This window comes from Caproicibacter sp. (genome assembly GCF_046707225.1).
In the GTDB taxonomy this organism is placed as follows: Bacteria; Bacillota; Clostridia; order Oscillospirales; family Acutalibacteraceae; genus Caproicibacter.
Map to the genome: position 1 here is coordinate 24,078 of NZ_JBJKOP010000025.1, position 23,924 is coordinate 48,001.

General features: G+C 57.8%; 22 protein-coding genes. 18 read left to right on the plus strand and 4 right to left on the minus strand.

Going from position 1 to position 23,924, the window contains the following annotated elements; all coding sequences use genetic code 11:
- Window positions 1–425 precede the first annotated feature (425 nt).
- From ACLQ3M_RS04040 to ACLQ3M_RS04050, 3 genes are all read left to right on the plus strand, one after another.
- Complete coding sequence (locus ACLQ3M_RS04040; RefSeq protein WP_411676423.1) at window positions 426–1,187, plus strand: ParA family protein; 762 nt, start codon at window positions 426–428, stop codon at window positions 1,185–1,187.
- 6 nt (window positions 1,188–1,193) lie between these two features.
- Complete coding sequence (locus ACLQ3M_RS04045; protein WP_411676424.1) at window positions 1,194–1,664, plus strand: late competence development ComFB family protein; 471 nt, start codon at window positions 1,194–1,196, stop codon at window positions 1,662–1,664.
- Between the two features lie 89 nt (window positions 1,665–1,753).
- On the plus strand, window positions 1,754–2,305 hold the full coding sequence (locus ACLQ3M_RS04050; RefSeq protein WP_411676425.1) for a TIGR01440 family protein: 552 nt from the start codon (window positions 1,754–1,756) through the stop codon (window positions 2,303–2,305).
- A gap of 520 nt (window positions 2,306–2,825) precedes the next feature.
- Here the strand turns inward: ACLQ3M_RS04050 and ACLQ3M_RS04055 are convergent.
- Genes ACLQ3M_RS04055 through ACLQ3M_RS04070 form a run of 4 tightly spaced genes read right to left on the minus strand, consistent with a single transcriptional unit; the run spans window position 2,826 to window position 5,454 of the window.
- A complete protein-coding gene (locus tag ACLQ3M_RS04055) occupies window positions 2,826–3,440 on the minus strand; it encodes a methyltransferase family protein (RefSeq protein WP_411676426.1) in 615 nt (204 codons plus the stop codon).
- A 13-nt stretch (window positions 3,441–3,453) separates the two neighbouring features.
- Entirely contained in the window at window positions 3,454–4,227 is a 774-nt protein-coding gene (locus ACLQ3M_RS04060) for a hypothetical protein (protein ID WP_411676427.1), read from the minus strand.
- Complete coding sequence (locus ACLQ3M_RS04065; protein WP_411676428.1) at window positions 4,224–5,090, minus strand: ATP-binding cassette domain-containing protein; 867 nt, start codon at window positions 5,088–5,090, stop codon at window positions 4,224–4,226. Before ACLQ3M_RS04065 ends, ACLQ3M_RS04060 begins: the two co-directional genes overlap by 4 nt.
- The gene (locus ACLQ3M_RS04070; RefSeq protein ID WP_411676429.1) at window positions 5,080–5,454 is read right to left on the minus strand and encodes a GntR family transcriptional regulator; all 375 of its coding nucleotides are present in this window, start codon (window positions 5,452–5,454) and stop codon (window positions 5,080–5,082) included. Before ACLQ3M_RS04070 ends, ACLQ3M_RS04065 begins: the two co-directional genes overlap by 11 nt.
- Window positions 5,455–5,661: 207 nt before the next feature.
- Here ACLQ3M_RS04070 and mreC point away from each other — a divergent pair, with 207 nt between their 5' ends.
- The 15 genes from mreC (at window position 5,662) to ACLQ3M_RS04145 (ending at window position 23,665) form a co-directional block, all read left to right on the plus strand.
- Window positions 5,662–6,561, plus strand: a complete 900-nt coding sequence (gene mreC / locus ACLQ3M_RS04075) for a rod shape-determining protein MreC (RefSeq protein WP_411676430.1) — start codon at window positions 5,662–5,664, stop codon at window positions 6,559–6,561.
- Between the two features lies 1 nt (window position 6,562).
- Entirely contained in the window at window positions 6,563–7,084 is a 522-nt protein-coding gene (gene mreD / locus ACLQ3M_RS04080; protein ID WP_411676431.1) for a rod shape-determining protein MreD, read from the plus strand.
- Window positions 7,085–7,086: 2 nt separating this feature from the next.
- Complete coding sequence (locus ACLQ3M_RS04085; RefSeq protein WP_411676432.1) at window positions 7,087–9,228, plus strand: penicillin-binding transpeptidase domain-containing protein; 2,142 nt, start codon at window positions 7,087–7,089, stop codon at window positions 9,226–9,228.
- Window positions 9,229–9,327: 99 nt separating this feature from the next.
- The gene (locus ACLQ3M_RS04090; protein ID WP_411676433.1) at window positions 9,328–10,074 is read left to right on the plus strand and encodes a P-loop NTPase; all 747 of its coding nucleotides are present in this window, start codon (window positions 9,328–9,330) and stop codon (window positions 10,072–10,074) included.
- Window positions 10,075–10,106: 32 nt separating this feature from the next.
- Window positions 10,107–10,511 carry a methylglyoxal synthase gene (locus ACLQ3M_RS04095; RefSeq protein WP_066646634.1) on the plus strand — a complete coding sequence of 135 codons (405 nt, stop codon included), beginning with the start codon at window positions 10,107–10,109 and terminating at the stop codon, window positions 10,509–10,511.
- Between the two features lie 253 nt (window positions 10,512–10,764).
- Window positions 10,765–12,063: a histidine--tRNA ligase gene (hisS, locus tag ACLQ3M_RS04100; protein WP_411676434.1), complete on the plus strand. Its 1,299-nt coding sequence runs from the start codon at window positions 10,765–10,767 to the stop codon at window positions 12,061–12,063.
- 19 nt (window positions 12,064–12,082) lie between these two features.
- The gene (locus tag ACLQ3M_RS04105; RefSeq protein ID WP_411676435.1) at window positions 12,083–12,997 is read left to right on the plus strand and encodes a serine hydrolase domain-containing protein; all 915 of its coding nucleotides are present in this window, start codon (window positions 12,083–12,085) and stop codon (window positions 12,995–12,997) included.
- A 48-nt stretch (window positions 12,998–13,045) separates the two neighbouring features.
- The gene (gene aspS, locus ACLQ3M_RS04110; protein WP_411676436.1) at window positions 13,046–14,830 is read left to right on the plus strand and encodes an aspartate--tRNA ligase; all 1,785 of its coding nucleotides are present in this window, start codon (window positions 13,046–13,048) and stop codon (window positions 14,828–14,830) included.
- A 362-nt stretch (window positions 14,831–15,192) separates the two neighbouring features.
- Window positions 15,193–15,843 (plus strand): epoxyqueuosine reductase QueH, encoded by a 651-nt coding sequence (locus tag ACLQ3M_RS04115; RefSeq protein ID WP_411676437.1) that lies wholly within the window; start codon window positions 15,193–15,195, stop codon window positions 15,841–15,843.
- A complete protein-coding gene (locus ACLQ3M_RS04120) occupies window positions 15,840–16,235 on the plus strand; it encodes a winged helix-turn-helix transcriptional regulator (protein WP_411676438.1) in 396 nt (131 codons plus the stop codon). Before ACLQ3M_RS04115 ends, ACLQ3M_RS04120 begins: the two co-directional genes overlap by 4 nt.
- A 3-nt stretch (window positions 16,236–16,238) precedes the next feature.
- Window positions 16,239–17,252, plus strand: a complete 1,014-nt coding sequence (gene mgrA, locus ACLQ3M_RS04125) for an L-glyceraldehyde 3-phosphate reductase (protein WP_411676439.1) — start codon at window positions 16,239–16,241, stop codon at window positions 17,250–17,252.
- An 83-nt stretch (window positions 17,253–17,335) separates the two neighbouring features.
- Complete coding sequence (locus ACLQ3M_RS04130; protein ID WP_411676440.1) at window positions 17,336–19,345, plus strand: YCF48-related protein; 2,010 nt, start codon at window positions 17,336–17,338, stop codon at window positions 19,343–19,345.
- 174 nt (window positions 19,346–19,519) lie between these two features.
- Complete coding sequence (locus ACLQ3M_RS04135) at window positions 19,520–21,850, plus strand: anaerobic ribonucleoside triphosphate reductase (RefSeq protein ID WP_411676441.1); 2,331 nt, start codon at window positions 19,520–19,522, stop codon at window positions 21,848–21,850.
- Complete coding sequence (gene nrdG, locus ACLQ3M_RS04140; RefSeq protein WP_411676442.1) at window positions 21,840–22,355, plus strand: anaerobic ribonucleoside-triphosphate reductase activating protein; 516 nt, start codon at window positions 21,840–21,842, stop codon at window positions 22,353–22,355. The genes ACLQ3M_RS04135 and nrdG overlap by 11 nt, the downstream gene beginning before the upstream one ends.
- A gap of 110 nt (window positions 22,356–22,465) precedes the next feature.
- Window positions 22,466–23,665 (plus strand): AfsR/SARP family transcriptional regulator, encoded by a 1,200-nt coding sequence (locus ACLQ3M_RS04145; RefSeq protein WP_411676443.1) that lies wholly within the window; start codon window positions 22,466–22,468, stop codon window positions 23,663–23,665.
- Window positions 23,666–23,924: the final 259 nt, after the last annotated feature.

A 23,924-nucleotide genomic window follows, 5' to 3' on the forward strand; every position in this document is an offset into this window, starting at 1 on the left:
TAGGAAATTACCTGCGCACGATGGCGATAATTTCTCGGGGCCTTCATCGCGGCCGTGATCCTTAGCGCAATCGGGGACCGAAAAGACCGTAAAACAGCCGCCGTAAACCCGGCGGCTACAGTTTATTGCAAATGTTGGATTCTCCATCAATTTCTTAAATTCCTCCAGCGCCGTCTTCCTGCTGGCGCACTGCTCCCGCATCTTTCTTGTCTGCTCCGACCGCTCGTAAAAAGCTTCCTGCGTGATTTTCCCGTGCCTGATCCGCGAAAACCGCTTTTGCGGGTCTTTTTTCGTAAGGAATTTCCTGCTAAGCCCCGCCCTTGCGGCGGGGCTTTTTCCTTTGAACCGCTTGTAAAACACACGGTGAGACGATATAATAAAGATATTATGCGAATCGTGTCGAATCACGGGAAAGGGGAATCGAAATGGCCAAGGTGATTTCAATTTCCAACCAAAAGGGAGGGGTCGGCAAAACGACGACGACCTGCGCCCTGGCCGCTGGATTAAAGAAAAGGGGCTACCGTGTTTTGGCAATCGACCTTGACCCGCAGGGGAATCTGGGGTTCAGCGTCGGGGCTGACACCGAAACCAGCGCGTCGATTTACAACGTGCTAAAGGGCGAGGTCAAAACCCAGTATGCGATTCAGAAAACCGACAGCATGGACATCATCATCTCCAGCATTCTGTTAAGCGGAATCGAGCTGGAATTTACCAACACGGGCCGTGAGTTTCTGCTCAAGGAGGCAATCCAGCCGATACAGACCTTTTACGATTACATCCTGCTGGACACGCCCCCGAATCTGGGCATACTGACCATCAACGCGTTCACGGCGTCCGATCATATCGTTGTGCCGATGATTTCGGATATCTTCAGTCTTCAGGGCATCGCGCAGCTTTACGAAACCGTGGAACGCGTCAAAAAATACTGCAATCCGCACCTTTCCATCGCGGGAATCCTGCTGACCCGGTTTAATCCCCGCACCCGCTTGAGCCGGGAGGTGCGCGGCACCGCGGAGCTGATTGCGAACGACCTGAAAATCAGCATGTTTGAAAACTATATTCGCAGCAGCGTTTCGGCCAGCGAGGCGCAGTCGCTTCAGCAGAACGTGTTCGACTACGACGCCCGCAGCCATATTGCACAGGATTACGGGAAATTTATCGACGAACTGCTGGCAAGGGGGGTATGACGGCGCATGCCAAGGTCGAAAAAAGAGATCGACAAGGAACTGATGTATAAAAAACTGATGCCGTCCCAGTCGAAACAGCAGAATCCCGCGGAGGAAGCCGGCGCGGTCAACGAAGCCGCGGCGTCGCTGCAGTCCGATTTCAGCGCGCCGCCCGAACAGGAGCCCGCCGCGCACCGGGAGCCGGAGCCGCATAAGGTCAGCGTTCCGTCACTTGACAGCCGCCGCACGGAGGTCGTCAACGTCATGGAGGAAGTCGTTCTGGAGAAGCTGGATTCGGTTCTGGCTCGGTTTCAGTGCTGCCGCTGCGACCGCTGCAAAAAAGACATCGTCGCGCTGGCGCTGAACAAGCTGCCGCCGAAATACAGGGTCGTTTCCGACAGGGAGATCACGCCGGACCTTGACGCGCAGACCAACGCGCAGGTCGTTACCGCGATGATTCAGGCTGTAATCAGGGTGCGCGCGAAGCCAAGACACTGACAAAATCGGAATTTTCGCCCCCGCCTGCATTTGCCGCAGCCGGGGGTATCATAATAGTCATAGTTAAAATTGTGAATGGGGGTATTACATTGCTGAACGAAATAGAAAAACAGGCCCGCGCGGCCGTGACGGAATTTTTGGATCAGGTAACGGTGAAGCCGGGGCAGATTCTGGTGATCGGCTGTTCTTCCAGCGAAATCTGCGGGAAGCGGATCGGTTCCGGCTCCAGCGAGGAAACGGCGAACGCGGTGTTCGGTGCGATCTATCCCGTTTTAAAGGAAAAGGGAATTTACCTCGCGGCCCAGTGCTGCGAGCACCTGAACCGGGCGATCATTCTGGAGGAAGCGGCGGCGGAGCAGTATCGTCTGCCAATCGTGAACGCGGTGCCGCAGCCGAAGGCGGGCGGTTCGTTCGCGACGGCGGCCTACCGCGCGTTCGAGCGCCCGGTCGCGGTGGAGCGTGTACAGGCTCACGCGGGGATGGACATCGGCGACACGCTGATCGGCATGCACCTGCGTCCGGTGGCGGTTCCGGTGCGGCTAAGCGTCAAAAAGATCGGCGAGGCAAACCTGGTCTGCGCCAGAACAAGGCCGAAATATATCGGCGGCGAGCGGGCACACTACGACCCGGAGCTTGGATAACGGAGAAAAAGACGGCGCCCCGACACAAGAAAAATGTGCCGGGGCGCCGTGCGTATTCCTCAGGAATTCATTCTTCCCACGATGATTCCCAAAACCCAGAATGCCAGATCGAGAACGAAAAGAACCGCGAACAGAGTGCCGAGCCGCGAGAAGACCGGCTTTTTCCGTTATAAATTCCGTCGATGATAAAAAACAAAAAAGTTAACACAAGGCATATGAGAGGAAACCATATCAGAAAAAATGTATAAACGTTAATTTCAGTTTGCGACATAGATTAATTTCTCATCTCTCTCGCCATAGAAGAAGTTAAAGACAGTACCGCTCTTAGCGTAAAGACCCAGATGTGCCCTTGGCGAAATTAGGTTTAATTTTGGTACTCTATTTTAACACAAAAGCATGCCGTGCGCATAATTATTCTTACTGGTTACAGCAATTCCAGTTGAATTGTAGAATTTGCTTATGTCCCTCCCCCGCCTTCGGCGGGGGAGGGACATATTCATATTTGCAATCGATAGGCTTTTTATATCAACCAGGGGAACAGCCGCCAGGTGTGCTGTTTGTAGGCTTCGAATTCTTCGCCGAACTGGTCGGACAGCGCCCTTTCCTCCTTGCGGATACGCAGGCCGTAGCAGACGGCGCAGAGGATGAGCACCGGAACCGGCGCGAACACGCTGCGCAGGCAGAGCGCGATGCCGAGCAGGCTGAGGATGCTGCCCGTATAAGCGGGGTTCCGAATCAGTCGGTAAGGGCCTTTCGTGATTAAATGCTGGTCGTCGGTGGTCTGAACATTCAGCGTGAACGCGCGTTTCAGAGTCCATACGGAAACGCACCGCAAAAGGATTCCGCCGACCAGGAAAGCCATGCCCACAAAATAGAACGCGTGGGGCAGAAGCAGCTTTTGCATAGAGGGGGAAACCCCTTTGCTTCGCAGGCCGAAACTGACGACAATGCCGCCCCACCACGCGAAAATAATCAGCCATAGGGTGGCATCCCGGCGTTCGGGACGCACACCGCCCCGTGCCCAGCGGCTGGAGGTGAACAGCCAGATCAGTGCTTCCGAGCAGCACAGCAGGCCGAAAGCCGAATTGAACCAGAAATATTCGGCGGTACTGATAAATTTAGACGGGTCGCCCATGATTCATTCCCCCTTATCGCTTGACTTCCACACGGCGGACCAGCAGGAAGGTCAGGGCGGCAAGAAACGCGGCGAGAATCATGTGGGTCGCAAAATCGGCGGCCGGGTTCATCGCGCAGTTCATCCACCAGCGGAAGGCTTCGGCGAGGGCGGCGGAAATGCGGCCGCCGGTGAAGGTTTGGTCAAACATGGGGAGACCGATCAGCAAAACGATGGGAACCCCGAAGGAGAACACAAACTTCTGGGTGCGGGTTAACCGATAGTAGAAGGTCGTAATCAGTAGGCCGAGCAGTGCGGCGACAAAATAGAGACAGAAACACCACAGAAGGTTTTTCAGCAGAAAGGCGGGGCTTCTCACGGCCGGGTTCCCAAGGGCCGGCCATACCCGGTTGAATTTAAGGTTGACGCCCGTCGGCGTCAGACTTTGGCTGTAAACCGACCGGTAATTCATGAACAGCGAGAAAACAAACATGTTGAACGTGTCGATCAGCGCCGTGCACGCGGCGGCGATTCCCAGCGACGAAACGATCCCGGCGAACATGCGGCGGCGGGAAACGCCGTTTGCCGAGTAGAAGAGAAAAAATTCACGGAACGAATTCAGTCCGACGATAAAAATCGTGATGACCGTCGTGAATTCCAGGCCGGAGGTGGTCAGCTGCTGTCTGTCTTCGCTGAACAGTTCGTAAAAAACGTTGAGCGCCACAATGCAGTATACCACCAGGTACATGATGCGGAACACGCGGATGTCGGTCCGGCTCTGCATGCGGATGATCGGTTTCAGATTCATTTCTGGTTCTCCTTCCGGCGGCCCGTCAGCTCGATAAACAGCTTTTGAAGGTCTATTTTTTCCGAAATCAGGTCCCCTCCAAGCGCACCGGGGTCCGGCCTGCCGCGCAGGTAAACGGTTTTCAGGCCGCCGAGCAGCTCAGAGCTGATAACCGTGCGCCCCTCGGCGTACCGGTCGGCGGCCTGAGCCGGGCCCTTTATCAGGTACGAATCTTCCAAAAGCGTTTCCACCTCCTCATTGAGGATCAGCTTTCCCTTCCGGAGCATGACCGCGCGGTCAATCAGTTTGGCCGCCTCTTCAATCAGGTGGGTGGAAAAAACGATCAGCCGGGGGTGTTCCGAAAAATTCTGGATCAGCTCGCGGTAAAACAGCTCGCGGTTTCCGGCGTCCAGCCCCAGAACCGGTTCGTCCAGCAGCAGGATCGGCGCGCCGCTCGCCAGCGCGGTGATGATTTTCAAAATGGTTCCGTATCCGGTGGAAAGCCTGTTGTTCTTCGCGTTCAGGTCCAGCTCGAATTTTTCACTGAGGTCGAGTGCATAAGGCAGGTCAAAATGGGGATAGAATTCAGAAGTAAAGCGAAAGATCTCCCGGACGCGCAGACCCTCGGGAAAGTAGTTCGCCTCAGACATGCAGTAGATTTTGCCAAGCGCGCGGTCGTTTTCCAGAACCGGTTCCCCGTCGATCAGGATTTCCCCCTGTGTCGGAAAGAGCCGGCCCGCAATCAGATTCAGCAGGGTGCTTTTTCCCGCGCCGTTTCGCCCCAGCAGTCCGTAAATATGGCCGTCCTCCAGGGTGAGGCCGATATGGTTAAGCGCCGCCGCGCCCTTAAAACGCTTCGTCACGCCATTCAGTTCAATTCCCATTGTTAAATCCTCTTTTCATCAGTTCGGCGGTTTCCTCCGGCCCAAGCCCCAGCTTTTCGGCTTCGCGGACCATCGGAATCACAAAGGCGCGGTAAAAGGATTGTTTGCGCTTTTCCAAAATCTTTTGCTTTGCGCCGGGGGCCACAAACATGCCGATTCCCCTCCGTTTATAGACAATGGATCCTTCCACCAGCAGATTGATTCCTTTTAATGCCGTGGCGGGGTTGATTTTATAGCTGACGGAGATTTCCGTCGTGGAGGGGATCTGTTCCTCCTCCTGAAAGGCCCCGCTCAGAACCGCGTCCTCCAGTTCTTCCGCGACCTGCTGGAAGATCGGTTTTTCATTTGTAAAACCGGGAGGCATCCTTCTCACTCCTTAACTAGTTAATTACTTGTGTAACTAACTATAATACAGCTCTCTTCCGTTGTCAAGAGTTTCTTTCCGATATTTTCCCGCGCCGCCCGGGAACCTTGTTTCCGGCCTGAAAGCATGCTATAATAAAAAATCAGCGGACGGGGCGGCGAGCCCTGCCCGAAAAATAACAGAGACAGGAAAAGGGGGCCGCGCCGGATGAAGGATGTGTTCCATTCCAACGGTTTTAAAATTCTGATTATCACCGTGTTTGTCCTGTTCGGGGTCATGCTGATCACGGCGGGTTCGGGCGGGTCGTTCGCGACGAACGCTTTCGGCTTTCTTTCCACGCCGATGGAACGCGTGAGCACGCTGATTACAAATAACGCAACGGTGGCGGCGCAGTCCGTTACGCAGTCGAAAGAAGAGCTTGAGGCGGAAAACGCTCAGCTGAAGCAGCAAGTGGACGAGCTGAACCGCAAGTTAATTAACTATTATACCTACCAGCAGGAAAATGCGCAGCTGCGCAAATTTTTGGAACTGAAAAATGACAACATGGATTTTAAACCGGTTTCCGCCGCGGTGATTGCGCGCGACCCGGCAAACCTGTTTTACCAGTTTACCATCGACCAGGGCACTCTGGCCGGAATTGCCGTGTACGACCCCGTCATTACGGAAAGCGGCGTGGCGGGATGGGTCTCCTCCGTCAGCGCGAATTACAGCAGGGTGACCACCGTCCTTTCGCCGGACACGAAAATCAGCGCGATGGACAAGGTTAACCGCGAAAGCGGCGTGGTCGGCACCGACGTCAAGCTTTCGGACCAGGGGATTGTGAAACTCGGGATGCTCTCCGCCGGCACGACCGTGAAGGCGGGGGACATTGTCGTGACAAACGGCCTCGGCGGAATTTACCCGAGGGATCTCGCGGTCGGAACGGTGAAGAGCGTGAAGAGCGACCCTTACGACGTATCCCTTTACGCGGAGGTTACCCCGTTTGTCGACGTGAAAACCGTGCGCGACGTCATGGTCATCACGTCCTTTCAGGGCCAGGGTCAGGCTTTGGACGACAACACGAAGCCGGCCTCCTCTTCGTCCGCCTCTTCCCAGGGAGGAAAATAAAATGAGCGCGATAACCAGGCTGAGAGTGATCCGCTATTTCGCCTTTGCCATTGAACTGCTGGTCCTGTTTGTGCTGCAGGAAACCCCCGGGCTGATTCCGGAGGTCTATACGGCGAGACCGGTGCTGGTTCTTCCGGCGGTGCTTTCCATCGCGATGTTCGAAGGCGAGACCGCCGCCATGGGATTCGGCATCGCGGGCGGCCTGCTGATCGATTTAGGGTACGGCAGCGTTCTGGGGTTTCACGCTCTGCTGCTGGCGGCGGGGTGCTACCTCATTTCACTGGTGGCGGCCAACCTGTTCCGGACGAATTTTGTTTCCGCGTTTTTGCTGGCGGCCGCGGCGGTCGCCGTGACGTTTTTGCTGCAGTGGCTGTTCTTTTTCGTGCTGAGCGGATATGAACACGCGGTGTATGCGCTTTTAATCCATTACCTGCCGCTTTTCTGCTATACACTGGCGGTTATGCCTCTTGCGTACTATTTTAACCGCGCGCTTGCCCTGCAGATCCGTTCGAAGGAGGAATGACGGTGGAAGAGAAAAAAACCACAGGTCTGGGGCGCCGGCTTTTTATCGGACTGCTGCTTTTTGCCGTCCTTCTCGCTTACGCTCTGCGACTGTTTAACTGGCAGATCGTCAACGGCGCGTCCTTTCTGGAAAAAGCGGACAAGTCCAGCTCTTATAAAGTGAAAATGGACACTGCCAGGGGAGAAATCCTGGATTCCGCCGGGAACGGCCTGGCGGTGAACCGCACCGGCTACTCCGTTGTGTTCGACAAGGCGTACCTGACGAAGGAAACGGAGAACCAGACCATTCTGACTTTGATCCGGCTGCTGGGGTCCAAAGGGGAAAAATGGGAGGATGAGCTGCCGATTACCGTGAATTCCAAAGGGGAATATGAGTTTGTTCCCGGCAGGGACAAGGACATCGCAACGCTGAAATCCAAGGACTTTCTGAATGTGGAATCCTACGCGACGGCGGCGCAGTGCATGCAGCATCTGATCGACCAGTACGACTGCGGCGGGTACTCCGCCGGGGATACGCGGGATATCGCCTCCGTGCGGTACAATATGACAAAATCAGGATTTTCCGTTTCAACGCCCTATGTCTTCGCGCAGGATGTGAGCAAGGAAACAGTGCAGGTTATCAGCGAGAACTCCATGCGGCTGCCGGGCGTTCAGACGAAGCTGACCACAAAGCGGGAATACCCGGACGGGACCCTGATGCCTCAGATCCTCGGCACCATCGGCTCCATTTCCGCCGAAGAATGGAAAACACTTCAGGATAAGGGCTACGCATACAACGACCGCATCGGAAAAAGCGGCATCGAGCAGGCGTTTGAAAGCGCCCTGCGCGGCAAAACCGGCGAAAAGGCCGTTGAAATGACCGGGCAGGGGAACGTCGCCTCCGAAACGGTGACCAGCGCGCCGCAGCCGGGCGAAACCGTGTACCTTACCATCGACAGCCACCTGCAGAAGGTTCTGAACGCGTCGCTGGCTCAAAATATCAAGGCGACGCGCGAATACGGGGAAAAGCTCTGCGCCGAACACTACAAGGGTTCGTCCAGCGCGCACGGCGAAGACTGCGTGGCCGGCGGGGCGGTGATCCTCCGCGTCAGCGATTTCGCGGTTCTGGCTGCGTCCACGTTCCCGACCTACGATGAGAACGAATATCTGACGGACACGAATTATTACAGCCAGCTTCTAAAGGATAAAAACCTTCCGCTGATCAACCGGGCGTTCAACGGCATCTTTACGCCGGGCTCCGTTGTCAAGCCCTATGTGGCGCTGACCGCGCTGCAGGAAAAGTCGATTACCACCTCCACGCGAATTCTGGGCAACAGCGTGTATACCCGCTTTTCGGATGTGGGGCTGCCGCTCGGCAGCATCGGCAACTACGGGATGATCACCGCCAATTACGCGATCGAAAAATCCAGCAACTCGTTTTTCTATGAGGTCGGCTACCGCACCGGCATCAGCGCACTGAATCTTTACGCCCCGCGCTTCGGCCTCGGCGTAAAAACGGGGATCGAGCTGAGCGAAAGCGCGGGAGTCCTCGCCGGACCTGCGGAAAAGCGCGCTTCGGGCGGTTCGTGGTGGGACGCGGATACCGTCGAGGCGGCGGTGGGCCAGAGCGACAACAAGTTCACCCCGCTGCAGCTTGCGACCTATGCCGCGACCATCGCCAACAACGGCACGCGTTTAAAATCCCATGTTGTGGATAAAATAACCAATTATGCGAGAAGTCAGGTCATTTCCCAGACAAAGCCGCAGACGGCCGAAAATATCGGCGTCGATCAGTCCTACATCGATTATGTCAAAGCGGCCATGCGCAGCGTGGCGGCGACGGGCAGCGCGTCCTCCGTTTTCCACAGCTACGGTGTTCCGCTCGCGGCGAAAACCGGAACCGCGGTTCAGACGCCCCATTCCGACAACGTCACCTTCATCGGGTTCGCGCCCTACGACAACCCGCAGATCGCGGTCGCGGTCGTTTTGGAGCACGGAGCGACGAGCAAATACAGCCTGACCGTCGCAAAAGACGCGTTTGACGCGTATTTCTATGGGAAAACCGTCGATGCAAACGGAAATCTGGTCATGCCGTCCGCCTCCGATCAGGCGAAAAAGAACAGTTCCTCCGGTTCGGCGTCGTCCCAGACCTCCTCACAGGGATAAAGAGAGGCGCGGGGGCGAAAATATTGTAAAAACAGACAGGCAAAATGCTTTACTCCTATAATTTGTTGTGGTAATATGATAACAATAGAGGTACCAGCTATGGATTCAGTAACAGTAATTACATCGGGAAAAGGCGGGGTCGGCAAATCGACGGTCACCGCGTCTCTGGGGGCCGCGCTCGCGGCGCGCGGCAGGCGCGTGCTGCTGATCGACTGCGACGCGGGGCTGGGGAGCCTTGACCACATGCTCGGCGTGCTGGACCACCGCGTGTTCGACATCGCGGATGTTGTCTCCGGCGCGGTGGAGCCGTCAAAGGCGGTTTACCCGAGCGCGATTGATCCGAATCTCTTCCTGCTTTCCGCCCCGGGGACGGAAGAGGACGTCGTCAGCCCGGAAGTGATGCGGCAGCTGGTCGGCGTTCTGTCACGGTATTACGACCATGTTCTCATCGACAGCCCGGCGGGAATCGGGCAGGGCTTTTTAAGCGCGGCGGCAGCGGCTAAAAGGGCGCTTGTCGTGGCCACGCCGGACCCGGTCTGCCTGCGGGCCGCGGCCCGCACCCGGCAAAGCCTGGAGGAAGCCGGGGTGCGGCAGCACAGGCTGGTGGTCAACCGCTTTTCCGGCGCGCGGTTCCGCGCGCAGAAGTGTTACCCCGACCTCGATTCCGTCATCGACGCGGCCGGCGTCAGGCTGATCGCGGTGATTCCCGAGGACCCGGCTTTGGCGGCGGCGACGTTCCAGTCCGGCTCCGCGCCGGAAACCTCGCCGGGGATGCTGGCGGTCGGGCGCCTTGCGGCGAGGCTGGAGGGCGAACAGGTGCCGCTTCCCGCGGTCAACCGATTTTGATTCTATTTGTTGATTTTTGGAGGATCAATTGTATGAATATTGCTTTAATTGCCCACGACGCGAAAAAGGAGCTGATGGTTCAGTTCTGCATTGCGTACTGCGGCGTGCTGAGCCGGCATTCGCTCTGCGCCACGGGAACCACGGGGAAACTGGTATCGGAGGCTACCGGCCTTGAAATTCAGCGTTTTCTGGGCGGGTCACAGGGCGGCGACCAGCAGATTGCCGCAAGAATCGCCTGCAACGAGGTGGACCTTCTTCTGTTTTTCCGCGATCCGCTGAACCCGAAGCCCCACGAGCCGAACGACATGAATCTGCTGCGTCTGTGCGATATGCACAACATCCCGGTCGCAACCAACATCGCGACGGCGGAGGTGCTCATTCACGGACTGGAGCGCGGCGACCTGGACTGGCGCAACATTTTGAACCCAAAGGACTAATCCTGCGGCTGAGAACGGAAAGAGTACCCGAAGCCCCCGCACAGGGAGGACCCGCCGCGACTGAGAGCGGGTCCGCGACAGCGAGCTTCGGCGAAGACATCCGGGAGCCGTTTTTCGCCCCGGGAGGGGCAGCCGAAAGGGGGGCCGCCTGCGGCCCCTGAAAAAGGGTGGCACCACGAGAGGAAACTCCCTCGTCCCTTTCCATTGGGACGGGGATTTTTTGTTATTTGCAGACAAAGAAAAGGAGTCGTCTATGGAACTGATCAAAGCACAGAGAGGAACACAGGACATTCTTCCCGGAAACAGCGAACGCTGGCAGGCGGTGGAGGAGGTCATGCGGGACGAGGCCGCGGTGAACGGTATTTCGGAGATCCGCACCCCGGTATTTGAGGATACGCGGCTGTTTCAGCGTTCCGTCGGGGAAACTACCGACGTGGTTCAGAAAGAGATGTATACGTTCGAGGACAAGGGGGGCCGTTCCGTTACCCTGAAGCCGGAGGGAACCGCCGGGGCCGTGCGGTCTTATCTGGAACACGGTCTTTACAACAGCCCCGCCCCGCAGAAGTTTTATTACCTGACCCCCTGCTACCGCTATGAAAAAGCGCAGGCGGGCCGCCTGCGCGAGTTTCACCAGTTCGGCGTCGAGCTGTTCGGCACTTCGCTGCCGCTGGCGGACGCCGGGCTGATCGCGTTTGCAAACGGCCTGTTTGACCGCCTCTGCGTGAAGAATCTGAAGCTGAAGATCAATTCCATCGGCTGCCCGGCCTGCCGCGCGGAATACACGAAAGCGCTGAAAGCGTATTTCACCGAGCGGAAGGACCGGCTTTGCGAGACCTGCCGCTCCCGCCTTGACCGGAACCCGATGCGGATTCTGGACTGCAAGGAGCCCGGCTGCGCCGAGGCGGCAAAGGGCGCGCCGCGCATTCTCGACTATCTGTGCGACGACTGCAAGGCTCATTTTGAGGGCGTCAAGTCGGCGCTCGACTCCATTCAGATCGAATACGAAGTCGACCCGTCCATTGTCCGCGGGCTGGATTATTACACCCGCACGGTGTTCGAGTTTGTTTCCGCCGACCTCGGCGCGCAGAGCACGGTCTGCGGCGGCGGCCGCTACGACGGCCTTGTGGAGGAAATGGGCGGCAAACCGACTCCGGCGCTCGGGTTTGCCCTCGGCATCGAACGCCTGCTGATGATCATGGAAGCGCAGCAGGTCGAATTCCCGGAACCGCACCCCTGCGAGCTGTATATCGCCTCCATCGGCGAGGCGGCACAGAAGCGGGCATTCCAAATGGCCTGCGGCCTGCGCGAATGCTCCATCGCCGCGGCCTGCGACGAGGTCGGCCGCAGCCTGAACGCCCAGATGAAATACGCGGACAAGCTCGGCGCGCAGTTTACTCTGGTGCTTGGCGACGACGAGCTGGAAAAGGGCCTTGGCGTTGTCAAAAACATGAAGACGGGCGAAAAAACAAAGGTCAACCTGAACAACGATATCGAAGGGCAGTTTGCCGCCATCAGCACGCGGGCGGAAGACGAAGAGGACCTCTCTTTTTAACGGAATCGGAGATGATTGCATGAAGGAATCAATTCTGGACGGGTTCCGCCTGACCGCGGCGGAACGGGGTCTTACGGTATACGGAATCCGCGTGGAAAAGAAAAACGGGGAGTCCGTCACGCACTTCTGGCGGTCGAACGATCCGGTGAATCTGTATTCGGCAGCCAAGACCTTTACCTCGCTTGCCGTCGGTATGTGCGCGGAGGACGGAAGATTCGCGCTGACCGACCGGGTGCTGGACTTTTTCCCGGAATACCGGGAAATCGCCGCGCCCGGCAGCGAAAACATTACGCTGCGGGACCTGCTGCACATGGCCTCCGGCAAACCGCATTTCTGGTTCGGCGAGCTGGATGCGCAGAAGCCGGAGCACGACTGGGCGGAGATTTTCTTCCGCGTGCCGGTGGAAAAAAAGCCGGGAACGGCGTTCTTTTACTCCAACGCGTGCTGCTATATGCTGGGGCGCGCGGTGGAAAAGGCGACCGGAAACAACGTGCGGGACTTTCTGGTACCGCGCCTGTTTACCCCGCTGGGGATCGAAAATCCGCAGTGGCACACCGACCCGCGGGGGCATACGCTCTGCGCCACCCAGCTTTTCCTGACCCTGGACGAATTCAGCCGCCTTGGGCGGCTCCTGCTTCATCACGGAGTCTGGGAGGACAAGCGGCTGGTTTCGGAAGAATACCTGCAAAAGATGTCCGGGGACACGATCAAAAGCGGCTGGGACGGGTGCTCGGAACCGGAGTGCCTCGCCGGGTACGGCTACCAGGTCTGGCTCTGCACGGCGCCGGGTTCATTCCGGGCGGACGGCAAGTACGGCCAGTTCAGCATTCTTCTGCCGGAGCGGGAAGCCGTGGTGACCGTAACGGCGCACGAGGAAAAGCGCCCTTACTCGCTGGTCAGGGCCGCGATTCGGGAAATCGCGCCAAGACTGTAACAGGAGTATTTTTAAATCAAAAGATTAAACGGAATGGGGAAATCAAAAATGCCGGAATCATTAACGGGCCTGAAACGAACGAACTACTGCGGGGAGCTGCGCACGGCCGACTGCGGCAGGGAAGTGACCGTTTGCGGATGGGTGCAGCGCCAGCGCGACCTGGGGCAGCTGATTTTTATCGATTTAAGGGACCGTACCGGAATTGTACAGCTCGCGTTCGGCGACAAGACGGACCGCGAGGTGTTTCAAAAGGCCTTTGCCGCCCGCGCGGAGTTCGTTTTGGCGGCGCGCGGAACCGTGAGGGAGCGCTCCTCCAAGAACGCGGAGCTGCCGACCGGCGACATTGAAATTGAGGTCGAGGAGCTGCGCGTGCTTGCCAAAAGCGAGACCCCGCCGTTCGCCATTGAGGAAAAGACCGACGTGAAGGAGGATCTGCGCCTGAAATACCGCTATCTGGACCTTCGCCGCCCGGAGATGCAGAGAAAAATCATCGGCCGGCACCGCATCGTCAAGGCTGCGCGCGACTATTTTGACGAAAACGGCTTCCTTGAAATCGAGACGCCGAACCTGATCAAATCCACGCCGGAGGGCGCGCGCGACTATCTGGTGCCTTCCCGCATGTTCCCGGGCAGCTTCTTTGCGCTGCCTCAGTCGCCGCAGCTGTATAAGCAGCTTCTGATGCTTTCGGGCTACGACCGTTACATGCAGGTGGCCCGCTGCTTCCGCGACGAAGACCTGCGCGCCGACCGTCAGCCGGAATTTACGCAGATCGACTTTGAGATGTCGTTTGCTTCCCAGGAAGACGTGATGGCGATCGCGGAAGGATTTATCAGAGACGTTTACAAAAAGGTTCTGGATGTCGAGATTCCGATCCCGCTGCGCCGCATGACCTGGCATGAGGCAATGAACCGCTTCGGCTCCGACAAGCCGGATTTGCGCTTCGGAATGGAATTAACAGATGTGAGCGAAGCCGTGAAAAACACGGAATTCCGCGTGTTCGCCGGCGCTCTGTCCGCGGGCGGCAGCGTGCGCGGCATCAATCTGAAGGGGCAGGCGGACGCTTTAAGCCGCAAGGAGATCGACAAGCTGGGCGAGTGGGTCAAATCCTACGGGGCAAAGGGCCTTGCGTGGACCCGGCTTGCCTCCGGCGGGGAAACCTCCTCCTATGAAAAATTCCTCGCGCCGGGAGAAGCGGCGGGCGTTCGCAAGGCGCTGGGCGCCGAAGCGGGCGACGTGCTGTTCCTGGTCGCGAGCGGCGAAAACAAAGTTGTGTTCGATTCTCTCGGTGCGCTGCGCAAAGAGCTTGCCGGGCGGTTCGGACTGATCGACGACTCGAAACCCTGTCTTCTTTGGGTGACGGACTTCCCGCTGTTCGAGTACAGCAAGGAAGAAAACCGCTTTGTCGCGATGCATCACCCGTTTACCATGCCGCGCGAGGAGGACCTCGGCAAGCTGGAATCCGACCCCGGCAGCGTGCTGGCAATCGCCTACGATATGGTGCTCAACGGAAACGAGCTCGGCGGCGGCTCGGTTCGTATCAATCGGCCGGACATCCAGGAGAGAATGTTCCAGGCCCTCGGCTTTACCCCCGAGCAGGCGCAGGAGCGCTTCGGCTTTTTGATCGACGCGTTCCGCTACGGCGCGCCGCCGCACGCCGGCATGGCGTTCGGCCTGGACCGCCTGGTCATGCTGATGCTCGGCTGCGACAGCATCCGCGACGTTATCGCGTTCCCGAAGGTCGCTTCCTCCGCGGAGCTGATGAGCAGCGCCCCGACCGGAGTCGACCCCAAGCAGCTTGAAGAACTGGGCATCGCTTTGCTGAACAAGGATTAAAAAAGAAACTTTACCCGGACGCACAGTACCATTCGTGCCTACAGGCGTTCACTGTGTTAAGCTAACCGGGAGTTTTTCGACAACTTTCCCGTCAAATTCAGCTAATCCCGGGAAGTGGGATCCCAGTGCGGTGAAAATCATGATGTAAAACAGTATTTTTCAGACGCGGACGCCGCAGGCGCCCCGGGCGCTCCGCGTCCGGGGCGTGCGCGAAGGTTTAGCTCGGCCGGAACCGAATATTATTTCGTACGGGATATTCAACGGAAGTTTTTGAAGACTCTCCCGCCAAACCGGGCTGTCAAATCCGCTCTGCGCTACGGCGGGGCGAAGGTGCAGCGGAACGCTGCCGGGAAAGGAGGCGCATGATGAACAAAATCAATTACAGAAAACAGATGCTGGATGTAATTGCAGGATTTGAGGGCAGGGTGCCGACGCTGCTGCTGCACGACTGCTGCGCCCCCTGCCTGAGCAGTGTGCTGGAACAGCTTGCTCCGCTGTTCCGGGTCACGGTGTTTTTCTACAACCCGAATATCCTGCCGGAGGACGAGTACCGGAAGCGCGTCGCGGAGGTCAAGCGCCTGCTTGACGAGCTGCCGCAGAAATATCCCGCGCAGTTTATCGAGGGGCGGTACAATGTCCGCCAGTTTTTGGAAATGGCGCGCGGAATGGAACAGGAGCCGGAGGGCGGGGAACGCTGCATGGGTTGTTACCGCCTGCGGCTCGCGGAAACCGCAAAATACGCCCGGTCGGGCGGGTACGACTTCTTTACGACGACGCTGACGGTCAGCCCGTATAAAAACGCCCGGAAGCTCAATGAGATCGGATTGGAGCTCGCTCAGAAGTATGAGGTGCCGTTTCTGCCGTCCGATTTTAAGAAAAACGGCGGGTATCAGCGGTCGATCGAGCTTTCCCGCACCTACGGGCTGTACCGGCAGGACTTCTGCGGATGCCCGTTTTCCAAGGAAGCCGCACGCCTCAAACGTGCGGAGCGCGGGGGAGGGTATGAGACGTGAAGAAGAAAAAGAAACGGGAAAAAAGAAGCCGGCAGGAGGAATCGGTTCGCATTCAGCCGGAAGCTTCCCCGGCGCCTCAGCCGGAGGACGACGCCCCGCTGAGAGACGCCGTTTCGCTGGTCGGCGGCAAATGGAAGCTGCGCATTCTGTGGGCGCTGCGCTCCGGCGAACCGGCCCGCTACGGCGAAATCCGGCAGCGGATTCCCGGCATCACGGATATGATGCTGAGCCAGAGCCTGCGGGAGCTGACGGCGGACGGCCTGATTGAACGGCGGCAGTATCAGGAGATTCCGCCCCGTGTGGAGTATGCCGCGGCCGGCTGCGCCGCGGGGCTTTACCCGGCGCTGGAGCTGTTCTGCGACTGGGTGAAGAAACGAAAGAAAGGCGGTTAGCGGATGGAACGGAAAACCACAATTTCCCCTTATGCGGCGAATGAGGAACGGTATGAAAAAATGGAGTATCGCCGGTGCGGAGAAAGCGGACTGAAGCTCAGCGCGGTGTCGCTCGGCTTCTGGCATAATTTCGGAACCTACGACTGCTACGAGACAAACCGGGCGGTGATGCGCCGGGCGTTTGACCTCGGCGTGACGGTGTTCGACCTTGCGAACAATTACGGTCCGCCCGTCGGCTCGGCGGAGGAGACCTTCGGGCGGCTGATGCGGGAGGATTTCTCACCCTACCGCGATGAGATGGTGATTACCACGAAGGCGGGCTACGCGATGTGGCCCGGCCCTTACGGGGATTTCGGCTCGCGGAAATACCTGCTTGCCAGTTTGGACCAGAGCCTCAGGCGGATGGGCCTTGATTACGTCGATATTTTCTATCATCACCGCATGGACCCGGACACGCCGCTGGAGGAAAGCATGGGCGCGCTGGCGCAGGCGGTCAAAAGCGGAAAGGCTTTGTACGCGGGCATTTCGAATTACAGCCCGGAAGCGGCGAAGCGGGCTGCCGCCCTGCTGTGTGAAATGGGGGTGCGCTGCCTGATCTGCCAGTCGCGTTACAGTATGCTCGACCGCCAAATCGAGACGGACGGCCTGTTTGAAGCGGCGAAAGAAAAGGGGATGGGCTTGACCGCGTTCAGCCCGCTCGCGCAGGGACTTCTGACCGGAAAGTACAACGACGGCATTCCGCAGGGCTCCCGTGCTTCCGGAAAATCGCCGTTTCTGACGAAGGACCGGATTACTCCGGATGTAATCGAGAAGGTGCGCAAAATCGGCGCGCTTGCGAAACGGCGCGGGCAAACCACCGCGCAGCTTGCGCTCGCGTGGATCCTGCGGCAGGAAACCATGGCCAGCGTGCTCATCGGCGCGAGCAGCGTCGCCCAGCTGGAGGAGAACGTCGGCGCCGTCAACCGCCTGACGTTCCGTGACGAGGAGCTGGCGGAAATCGAAAAGATTCTGAAATAGCACGGATTTGAATCAGACGCGAAGGGCCTTTCCGTTTCGGAAAGGCCCTTCCTTACGGAGGATTTTGAAAAGGGGGATGTCTGTTGAAAAGGCGGATGGGAATCCTGGCGGCAATTTTGATTCTGACGGTTCAGGCGGGGTGCTCGCGCGCTCCGGCAAGTTCACAGGCTGCGGGCGGCTCTGCGACCCCGCAAGCGGCAAGTTCGCGGAGCGTTTCCTCTGAAATCGGTTTAAAACCGGGCGAGACCGCAGCGGTAACGGGGGAAGACAATGACTTTTCACTGCACGGCGTTGATTTTACGGACGGGAAAACGGGCTGGATGATCCGGGACCGGTACGACTCCGGCTCTGATTCTTACCGCTCGCAGCTGCTCGCAACGGCGGACGGCGGCGCAGACTGGGAAACGGCAGGGGCCGACGGCCGGCAGCTGGACGCAATCCGTTTTACCGGATCGACAGAGGGCTGGGCGGTTTCGGAAGAAACGGTTCAAAAGCAGACCGCTTCCCGGCAGGGGCAGGTAAAATATTCCGTTTTGCACACGTCGGACGGCGGGGCAACCTGGGATACCCAGTGGACGAGCGGGGTCGTGCAAAAGAACAATTCGCTGGAAGCTCCGGGCCCCGTGCTGTGGTTTGAGGACGCTCAGAGCGGCTATGCGCTGGTTCCCGGCAATTTGCTGAAAACAGCGGACGGCGGGAAAACGTGGAATTCCGTTTCGTTCGGAATCAAAGATTTTTCCCCGGTCAAACTGTTCTTTACCGACCGGAAAACCGGCTGGGCGGCGGGCGTTTCCGGCAAAAGGGACAGCCTGTCCGTTCTGCACACGGCGGACGGCGGGAAAAGCTGGACTTTTCAGTTCAGAAAGAAGCTGGACGAAGGCGCGGCGGGCTGCGCCGGAATGGATTTTCTCAATGCGAAGGAGGGCTGGTTCCTGACCTCCGACCTCGCCACCTGGAACGGAGAGCTGTACCGTACGGCGGACGGAGGGAGGCACTGGAGCAAAACCGGGGAAATCAAAAGCGTCCGTCCGACGCCGGAAGGACTCGATTTTACCGATTCCCAAACGGGATGGGTCCCGCTGAGCGTCGGCGCGGGACCGATCGCGGGCGGCCTTTCCGTCACGCGCGACGGCGGAAAAACCTTTTCCGTGCTGGGGGACGACGGAAGGGAGTATTCGGAGGAAACCCGAAAGGTCACGAGCGCGCGGGAGATCGTGTTTCAAACGGAGCGGCTTGGATGGGCCGTTGGAGAAGACCTGAACAGAGGGGATTTTCTGCTGAAAACCGACGACGGCGGGACCGCGTGGACTCAGATTTACCCCGCGCCGCAGCCCACCGTCGACTTCTCTTTTTCCGACAGCCGGACCGGTTTCGGCCTGGGGGAGCTTTCAGACCCGAACGCGGTTTTGAAAACAGAGGACGGCGGGCTGACCTGGAAGACGGTCAAAAGCTTCACCGGCAGCTATACCGTTCAGAATTTGTCCTTCATCAGTCCGGAGGAGGGCTGGATTCTGGCGTTTGCCGCAGGCTCTTCGGACGGCTCGCTGACGGTTCTGCACACCCTGGACGGAGGCGCCTCATGGAGCAAGCTGTGCGACGGACCGGCCTCGGATGATTCCCCGGCCTGTTTCCGGTTTTTCAATCGGGAGAGCGGGGCGCTGATTACCGGGAGCCGCGTGTACCGCACGTCCGACGGGGGAAAAACATGGAGCTCCTCGGCGTACGGCGGCGGAGACAGCGTGATTTCCGATCAGCGCGAGCTGCGCCGCATCTCCGGAGACAAAACCGATTGGAAAAGCCCGGTTTCCGCTTTGAAGAGCGCGGGGGCCGTTGCCGCCGCGCTGCTGCCCGAAGGAAAGGGGATGCTTCTGACGGCAGGATCATCCGGCGACGGCGTTTATGAACTACTGACAACGTCCGACGCGGGCAAAACGTGGAATCCGCACCCATTTAAGGGGGTTGCGCAGGACGCTTTCGATCTCCTGCGGGACCCCTGCCCCATGCAGTTTACGGACGGGGCGCACGGCTGGATTCTGGCCGCGCACGGGCTGCTCGCAACGGCGGACGGCGGCAGAAGCTGGACCTGGCGCTGATTTCGCGCCGAATCGCGGATTATTGCACGTATGGGGGTAAGTTAAAAAATAAACACAATATATTGTGTTAGCGTTCTTGACATTCCAGGGAAAAACAAGTATAATTCTTATTACACTCGTCCGTCGGATGCCAATATTTACCGGCGGAGAAGAACCGGAAAGGATGAAGTTGAAATGGCGACACGGATTCAAAAAAGGAATGGCTCGGTCGTTCCATTTGATGAAAAGAAGATTCGCAGCGCGATTGAGAAGGCAAACAGGGCGGTGGAAGCCGAAAAGATGTCCAAGGCGGAGCTGGACCGCCTGACGGCGGAGATCGCCGCGAGGTTTGGCGGGGACGCGGTGCCGACGGTGGAGCAGGTTCAGGACGCCGTTGAGGAAAAGCTGATTGCAAAGGATTTTGCGAAGACCGCCAAAGCCTATATCCTGTACCGCGCGGAGCACGCGAAAATCCGCCAGGCCGAGGGCGATTTGATGGACATTTACCGCCAGTTGACCTTCCGCGACGCGAAGGATATCGACCTGAAGCGGGAAAACGCCAATATCGACGCGGACACCGCAATGGGAACCATGCTGAAATACGGGTCGGAGGGTTCCAAGTACTTTATCAACAACTACATTCTTCCGAAGGACATCGCCGCAGCGCATTTAAGCGGTGACATCCATATTCACGACGAAGATTTTTATATGCTGACCGAGACCTGCTGCCAGATCGACCTTTTAAAGCTGTTCCACGGCGGGTTCTGCACGGGGCACGGGACGCTTCGCGAACCGAACGACATCAGCTCCTACGCGGCGCTCGCCTGCATCGCGATTCAGGCCAACCAGAACGAAATGCACGGCGGGCAGAGCGTTCCGAACTTTGATTATTCCATGGCGCCGGGCGTTGCGAAAACCTTTCGCCGTCACTATTTTCAGGAGCTTTCCCGTTATTTTCAGGTGGCCCACTCCATGCCGGTTGCCGATGCCGACGCAATGATCGACACGGTGCGCGGTTCCGTCGGCGATGATATCACCATGGGCGGCGCGGACGGTTACGGCATTCGCTTCGTTCAGTTTCTGCCCGGCCATCAGCGCGCGGGCGGCTATGAGGAGGTTTCGGAGCAGGAGGCCGCGAAAGCGCATCAGTACGCGGTCGAAACGGCGACCCGGAATACGGACCGGGCCACGTACCAGTCGATGGAGGCGCTTATCCACAACCTGAACACCATGAATTCCCGCGCGGGCGCACAGGTTCCGTTCAGCTCGCTGAACTACGGCACGGACACATCCCCGGAAGGCCGCATGGCGGTCAAAAATCTGCTGCTGGCGACAAAGGCGGGCCTCGGCGGGGGAGAGACCCCGATTTTCCCTGTCCAGATTTTCAAAGTCAAGGAGGGCGTCAACTACAATCCGGGCGACCCGAATTACGACCTGTTCCAGTTGTCCGTCCGGATCAGCGCGAAGCGCCTGTTCCCGAATTTCAGCTTTCTTGACGCACCGTTCAACCTGCAATACTACAAGCCGGGCGACTATAACACGGAGGTTGCGTATATGGGCTGCCGCACGCGCGTGATGGGAAACGTTCACGACCCGGACCGCGAAGTCACCTGCGGCCGCGGAAACCTGAGCTTTACCTCGATCAATCTTCCGCGCATCGGCATCGAGGCGCACGGAGACGTGGCGAAATTCTATGAAATCCTGGATAAACGGATCGACCTTGTGATCCGTCAGCTGCTGCACCGCTTTCAAATCCAGTGCTCCAAAAAGGTTTACAACTATCCGTTCCTGATGGGTCAGGGCGTCTGGATCGACAGCGAGAAGCTTGACTGGGAGGACAGCATTGAAGAGGTCATCAAGCACGGCACGCTCAGCGTCGGATTCATCGGCCTTGCGGAAACGCTCAAGGCGCTGACCGGCAAGCACCACGGCGAAAGCCCGGAAAGCCAGAAGCTCGGCCTTGAAATTATTGGCCACATGAGAAAGCGGGTCGACGACGAATCGCAGAAAACCGGCCTCAATTTTTCCCTTGTCGCTACCCCCGCGGAGGGCCTTTCGGGCCGCTTCGTGCGCATCGACCAGAAAAAGTACGGTAAAATCCCCGGCGTGACCGACCGCGAATACTACACGAACTCGTTCCATATCCCCGTCTATTTTCCCATCCGCGCGTTCGAAAAAATCAAGCTGGAAGCCCCATACCATGAGCTGACAAACGGCGGGCACATCAGCTATGTGGAGCTGGACGGCGACACGACGAAAAATCCGGAAGCGTTCGAGGCGATTATCCGCTGCATGAAGGAAAATGGCGTCGGCTACGGTTCCGTCAACCATCCGGTGGACCGCGACCCGGTCTGCGGCTATAACGGAATCATCGACAACGAGTGCCCTCACTGCCACCGCACGGAGGACGACGGGCCGAAGTTTGAGCGCATCCGCCGAATCACCGGTTATCTGGTGGGTACGCTGGACCGGTTCAACGACGCAAAGCGCGCCGAGGAAAGGGACCGGGTCAAGCATGGAATCTGAGCTGAAAGTCTGCGGAATCGAGCCGGAATCCATTGTGGACGGAAAGGGCATCCGATTCGTTGTTTTCGTGCAGGGCTGCCCGCATCACTGCCCGGGGTGCCACAATCCGCAGTCTCATCCGTTTGAGGGCGGAACGGTTTGCAAGATTCACGACCTGTTCGAAAAAATCCGTGAAAATCCGCTGCTGAAGGGCGTTACTTTCAGCGGCGGGGAGCCTTTCTGCCAGCCCGGGCCGCTCACGGAGCTTGCCCGGCTGGTGCATTCCACCGGGCTGGACGTGACGACCTACACCGGTTATTTGTATGAGAATCTGGTTGCGATGCAAAGGCCTGAAATCGACGCGCTGCTGGAGCAGACCGACCTTTTGGTGGACGGGCCGTTTCTGCAGGAAGAGAAGGACCTGACGCTGCGTTTTCGGGGAAGCCGGAACCAGCGGGTCATCGATATGGCCGAGACCAGACGCAGGGGGATCATTGTTTTAGAGAAATTAGAGGAAGACAATTAATTCGTATTATTCATTATACAGAATACAAGATATAAAATTACTAAACTTAATCTTGTGGTTTTATGTAAAATATGGTAAACTGTTTGCGTAGATTTTCGGATGGGGAAGCGATGTATTTGTATTCCGAGAACAGCAAAATTGCGATTCAAATGTTCGGTGAATTTACCATTACCATTAACGGGAACACCCTGACAAACCTGAAAGGGCGTACCAAGCGGGTCTGGATGCTGATTCAGTACCTGGTCGTCCGGCGCTTTGCGCCGGTGCCGCTTGACCGCCTTTTGCGGGACATCTGGGACGGCCGCGAGTGCGGCGACCCGGAAAACGCCCTGAAGAATCTGGTTTACCGGGCACGTGCTCTGCTGCGCGAACTGTCGGGGGACCAGTCCCAGTTTATCATATTTTTAAACGGAACCTATGCGTGGAACAACCAGTGCGATTGCAGCGTGGATTCCGAGCGCTTTCTTGAATGTGCCAAAAAGGCCTTTGTAAAGACCGGGCAGGAGGAAAAGCGAATCGGCTGGTACCGGAAGGCGATTGGGCTGTACCGGGGAGGCTTTTTGCCGAAATCCTCCTACAGCACTTGGGTGATTTTGCAGAGCGCGCGCTACTCGGAGATTTACAGACGCTGCGTCAATGAGCTCTGCGGCCTTTTGGCGGACCAGAACCGGTACGAAGAAATCATTCCGGTCGTCGACAGCGCGCTGAGGCTGTTCCCCTATGAGGAGCCGTTCCATATCCTGCTGCTGAAGGCTTATTCGAACACGGGCCGCGCTGCGAAGGCGTTTGACCATTACAACCGCACCGTCAAAACATTTTACCAGGAATTCGGCGTGGACCTCGGAGAATTTCTGAAGCCGTATTCCAGCCGGGTGAACAATCAAAGCCGGTCGGAAACGGATCTGGATACAATCTGGAATGACCTTCAGGAAAAAACCAAAGTGGAAGGAGCCTATTTCTGCGATTACGACATGTTCAAATGTCTGTACCGGTCGCAGGTTAGGCTGATGCCGCGCACGGGGCTTTCCATCTTTCTGATCCTCTTTACGCTTAGAGGAAAGGACGGCGGCGCTCCGGAGCCGGACGCGCTGAAAACAGCCTCTGAAAAGCTGAAAAACGCGATTCTGACCAGTATGAGAAAAGGGGACACCGTCGCTTCCTGCAGCACGACGCAGTACATTGCCCTGCTGCAGACCGTCACCGTTGAGACCGCGCAGAGCATTGTGCAGAGGGTGATGCGGAAATTCAAGTTTGAATACCGCAGGGATAACGTCAATGTCATTACAAAGATAACGTCGATTATAGAGTAAACGGTCCTCCAATCCAAAAGAAGAAGCGGACGCCCAGGCCGGGGCGTCCGCTTCTTATTTTGCAACAAAACGATTACTGGCGCGCAGATTAACCAGCGCGCCAGGACTGTTCAACAGCTTTAGTTTGTGCACATACCGCGCACGCTGTCGCGAATGGCGGGTTCGTTTTCTTCCGTTGACAAAAAGACGAGATAGACCCCCCGCATAATCTGTGTGTCTCCGCGCGCCACCACTTCTTATTCGCCGCGGCGGACCCCAA

What these genes read in the sequence shown, in the direction of transcription:
- ACLQ3M_RS04040 (WP_411676423.1), top strand. Translation starts at nt 426, where the DNA reads ATGGCCAAGGTGATTTCAATTTCCAACCAAAAGGGAGGGGTCGGCAAA.
- ACLQ3M_RS04045 (WP_411676424.1), top strand. Translation starts at nt 1,194, where the DNA reads ATGCCAAGGTCGAAAAAAGAGATCGACAAGGAACTGATGTATAAAAAA.
- ACLQ3M_RS04090 (WP_411676433.1), top strand. Translation starts at nt 9,328, where the DNA reads ATGGATTCAGTAACAGTAATTACATCGGGAAAAGGCGGGGTCGGCAAA.
- ACLQ3M_RS04060 (WP_411676427.1), bottom strand. Translation starts at nt 4,227, where the DNA reads ATGAATCTGAAACCGATCATCCGCATGCAGAGCCGGACCGACATCCGC.
- nrdG (WP_411676442.1), top strand. Translation starts at nt 21,840, where the DNA reads ATGGAATCTGAGCTGAAAGTCTGCGGAATCGAGCCGGAATCCATTGTG.
- ACLQ3M_RS04055 (WP_411676426.1), bottom strand. Translation starts at nt 3,440, where the DNA reads ATGGGCGACCCGTCTAAATTTATCAGTACCGCCGAATATTTCTGGTTC.
- mreD (WP_411676431.1), top strand. Translation starts at nt 6,563, where the DNA reads ATGAGCGCGATAACCAGGCTGAGAGTGATCCGCTATTTCGCCTTTGCC.
- aspS (WP_411676436.1), top strand. Translation starts at nt 13,046, where the DNA reads ATGCCGGAATCATTAACGGGCCTGAAACGAACGAACTACTGCGGGGAG.
- ACLQ3M_RS04135 (WP_411676441.1), top strand. Translation starts at nt 19,520, where the DNA reads ATGGCGACACGGATTCAAAAAAGGAATGGCTCGGTCGTTCCATTTGAT.
- ACLQ3M_RS04065 (WP_411676428.1), bottom strand. Translation starts at nt 5,090, where the DNA reads ATGGGAATTGAACTGAATGGCGTGACGAAGCGTTTTAAGGGCGCGGCG.
- ACLQ3M_RS04115 (WP_411676437.1), top strand. Translation starts at nt 15,193, where the DNA reads ATGATGAACAAAATCAATTACAGAAAACAGATGCTGGATGTAATTGCA.
- mreC (WP_411676430.1), top strand. Translation starts at nt 5,662, where the DNA reads ATGAAGGATGTGTTCCATTCCAACGGTTTTAAAATTCTGATTATCACC.
- mgrA (WP_411676439.1), top strand. Translation starts at nt 16,239, where the DNA reads ATGGAACGGAAAACCACAATTTCCCCTTATGCGGCGAATGAGGAACGG.
- ACLQ3M_RS04070 (WP_411676429.1), bottom strand. Translation starts at nt 5,454, where the DNA reads ATGCCTCCCGGTTTTACAAATGAAAAACCGATCTTCCAGCAGGTCGCG.
- hisS (WP_411676434.1), top strand. Translation starts at nt 10,765, where the DNA reads ATGGAACTGATCAAAGCACAGAGAGGAACACAGGACATTCTTCCCGGA.
- ACLQ3M_RS04145 (WP_411676443.1), top strand. Translation starts at nt 22,466, where the DNA reads ATGTATTTGTATTCCGAGAACAGCAAAATTGCGATTCAAATGTTCGGT.
- ACLQ3M_RS04105 (WP_411676435.1), top strand. Translation starts at nt 12,083, where the DNA reads ATGAAGGAATCAATTCTGGACGGGTTCCGCCTGACCGCGGCGGAACGG.
- ACLQ3M_RS04095 (WP_066646634.1), top strand. Translation starts at nt 10,107, where the DNA reads ATGAATATTGCTTTAATTGCCCACGACGCGAAAAAGGAGCTGATGGTT.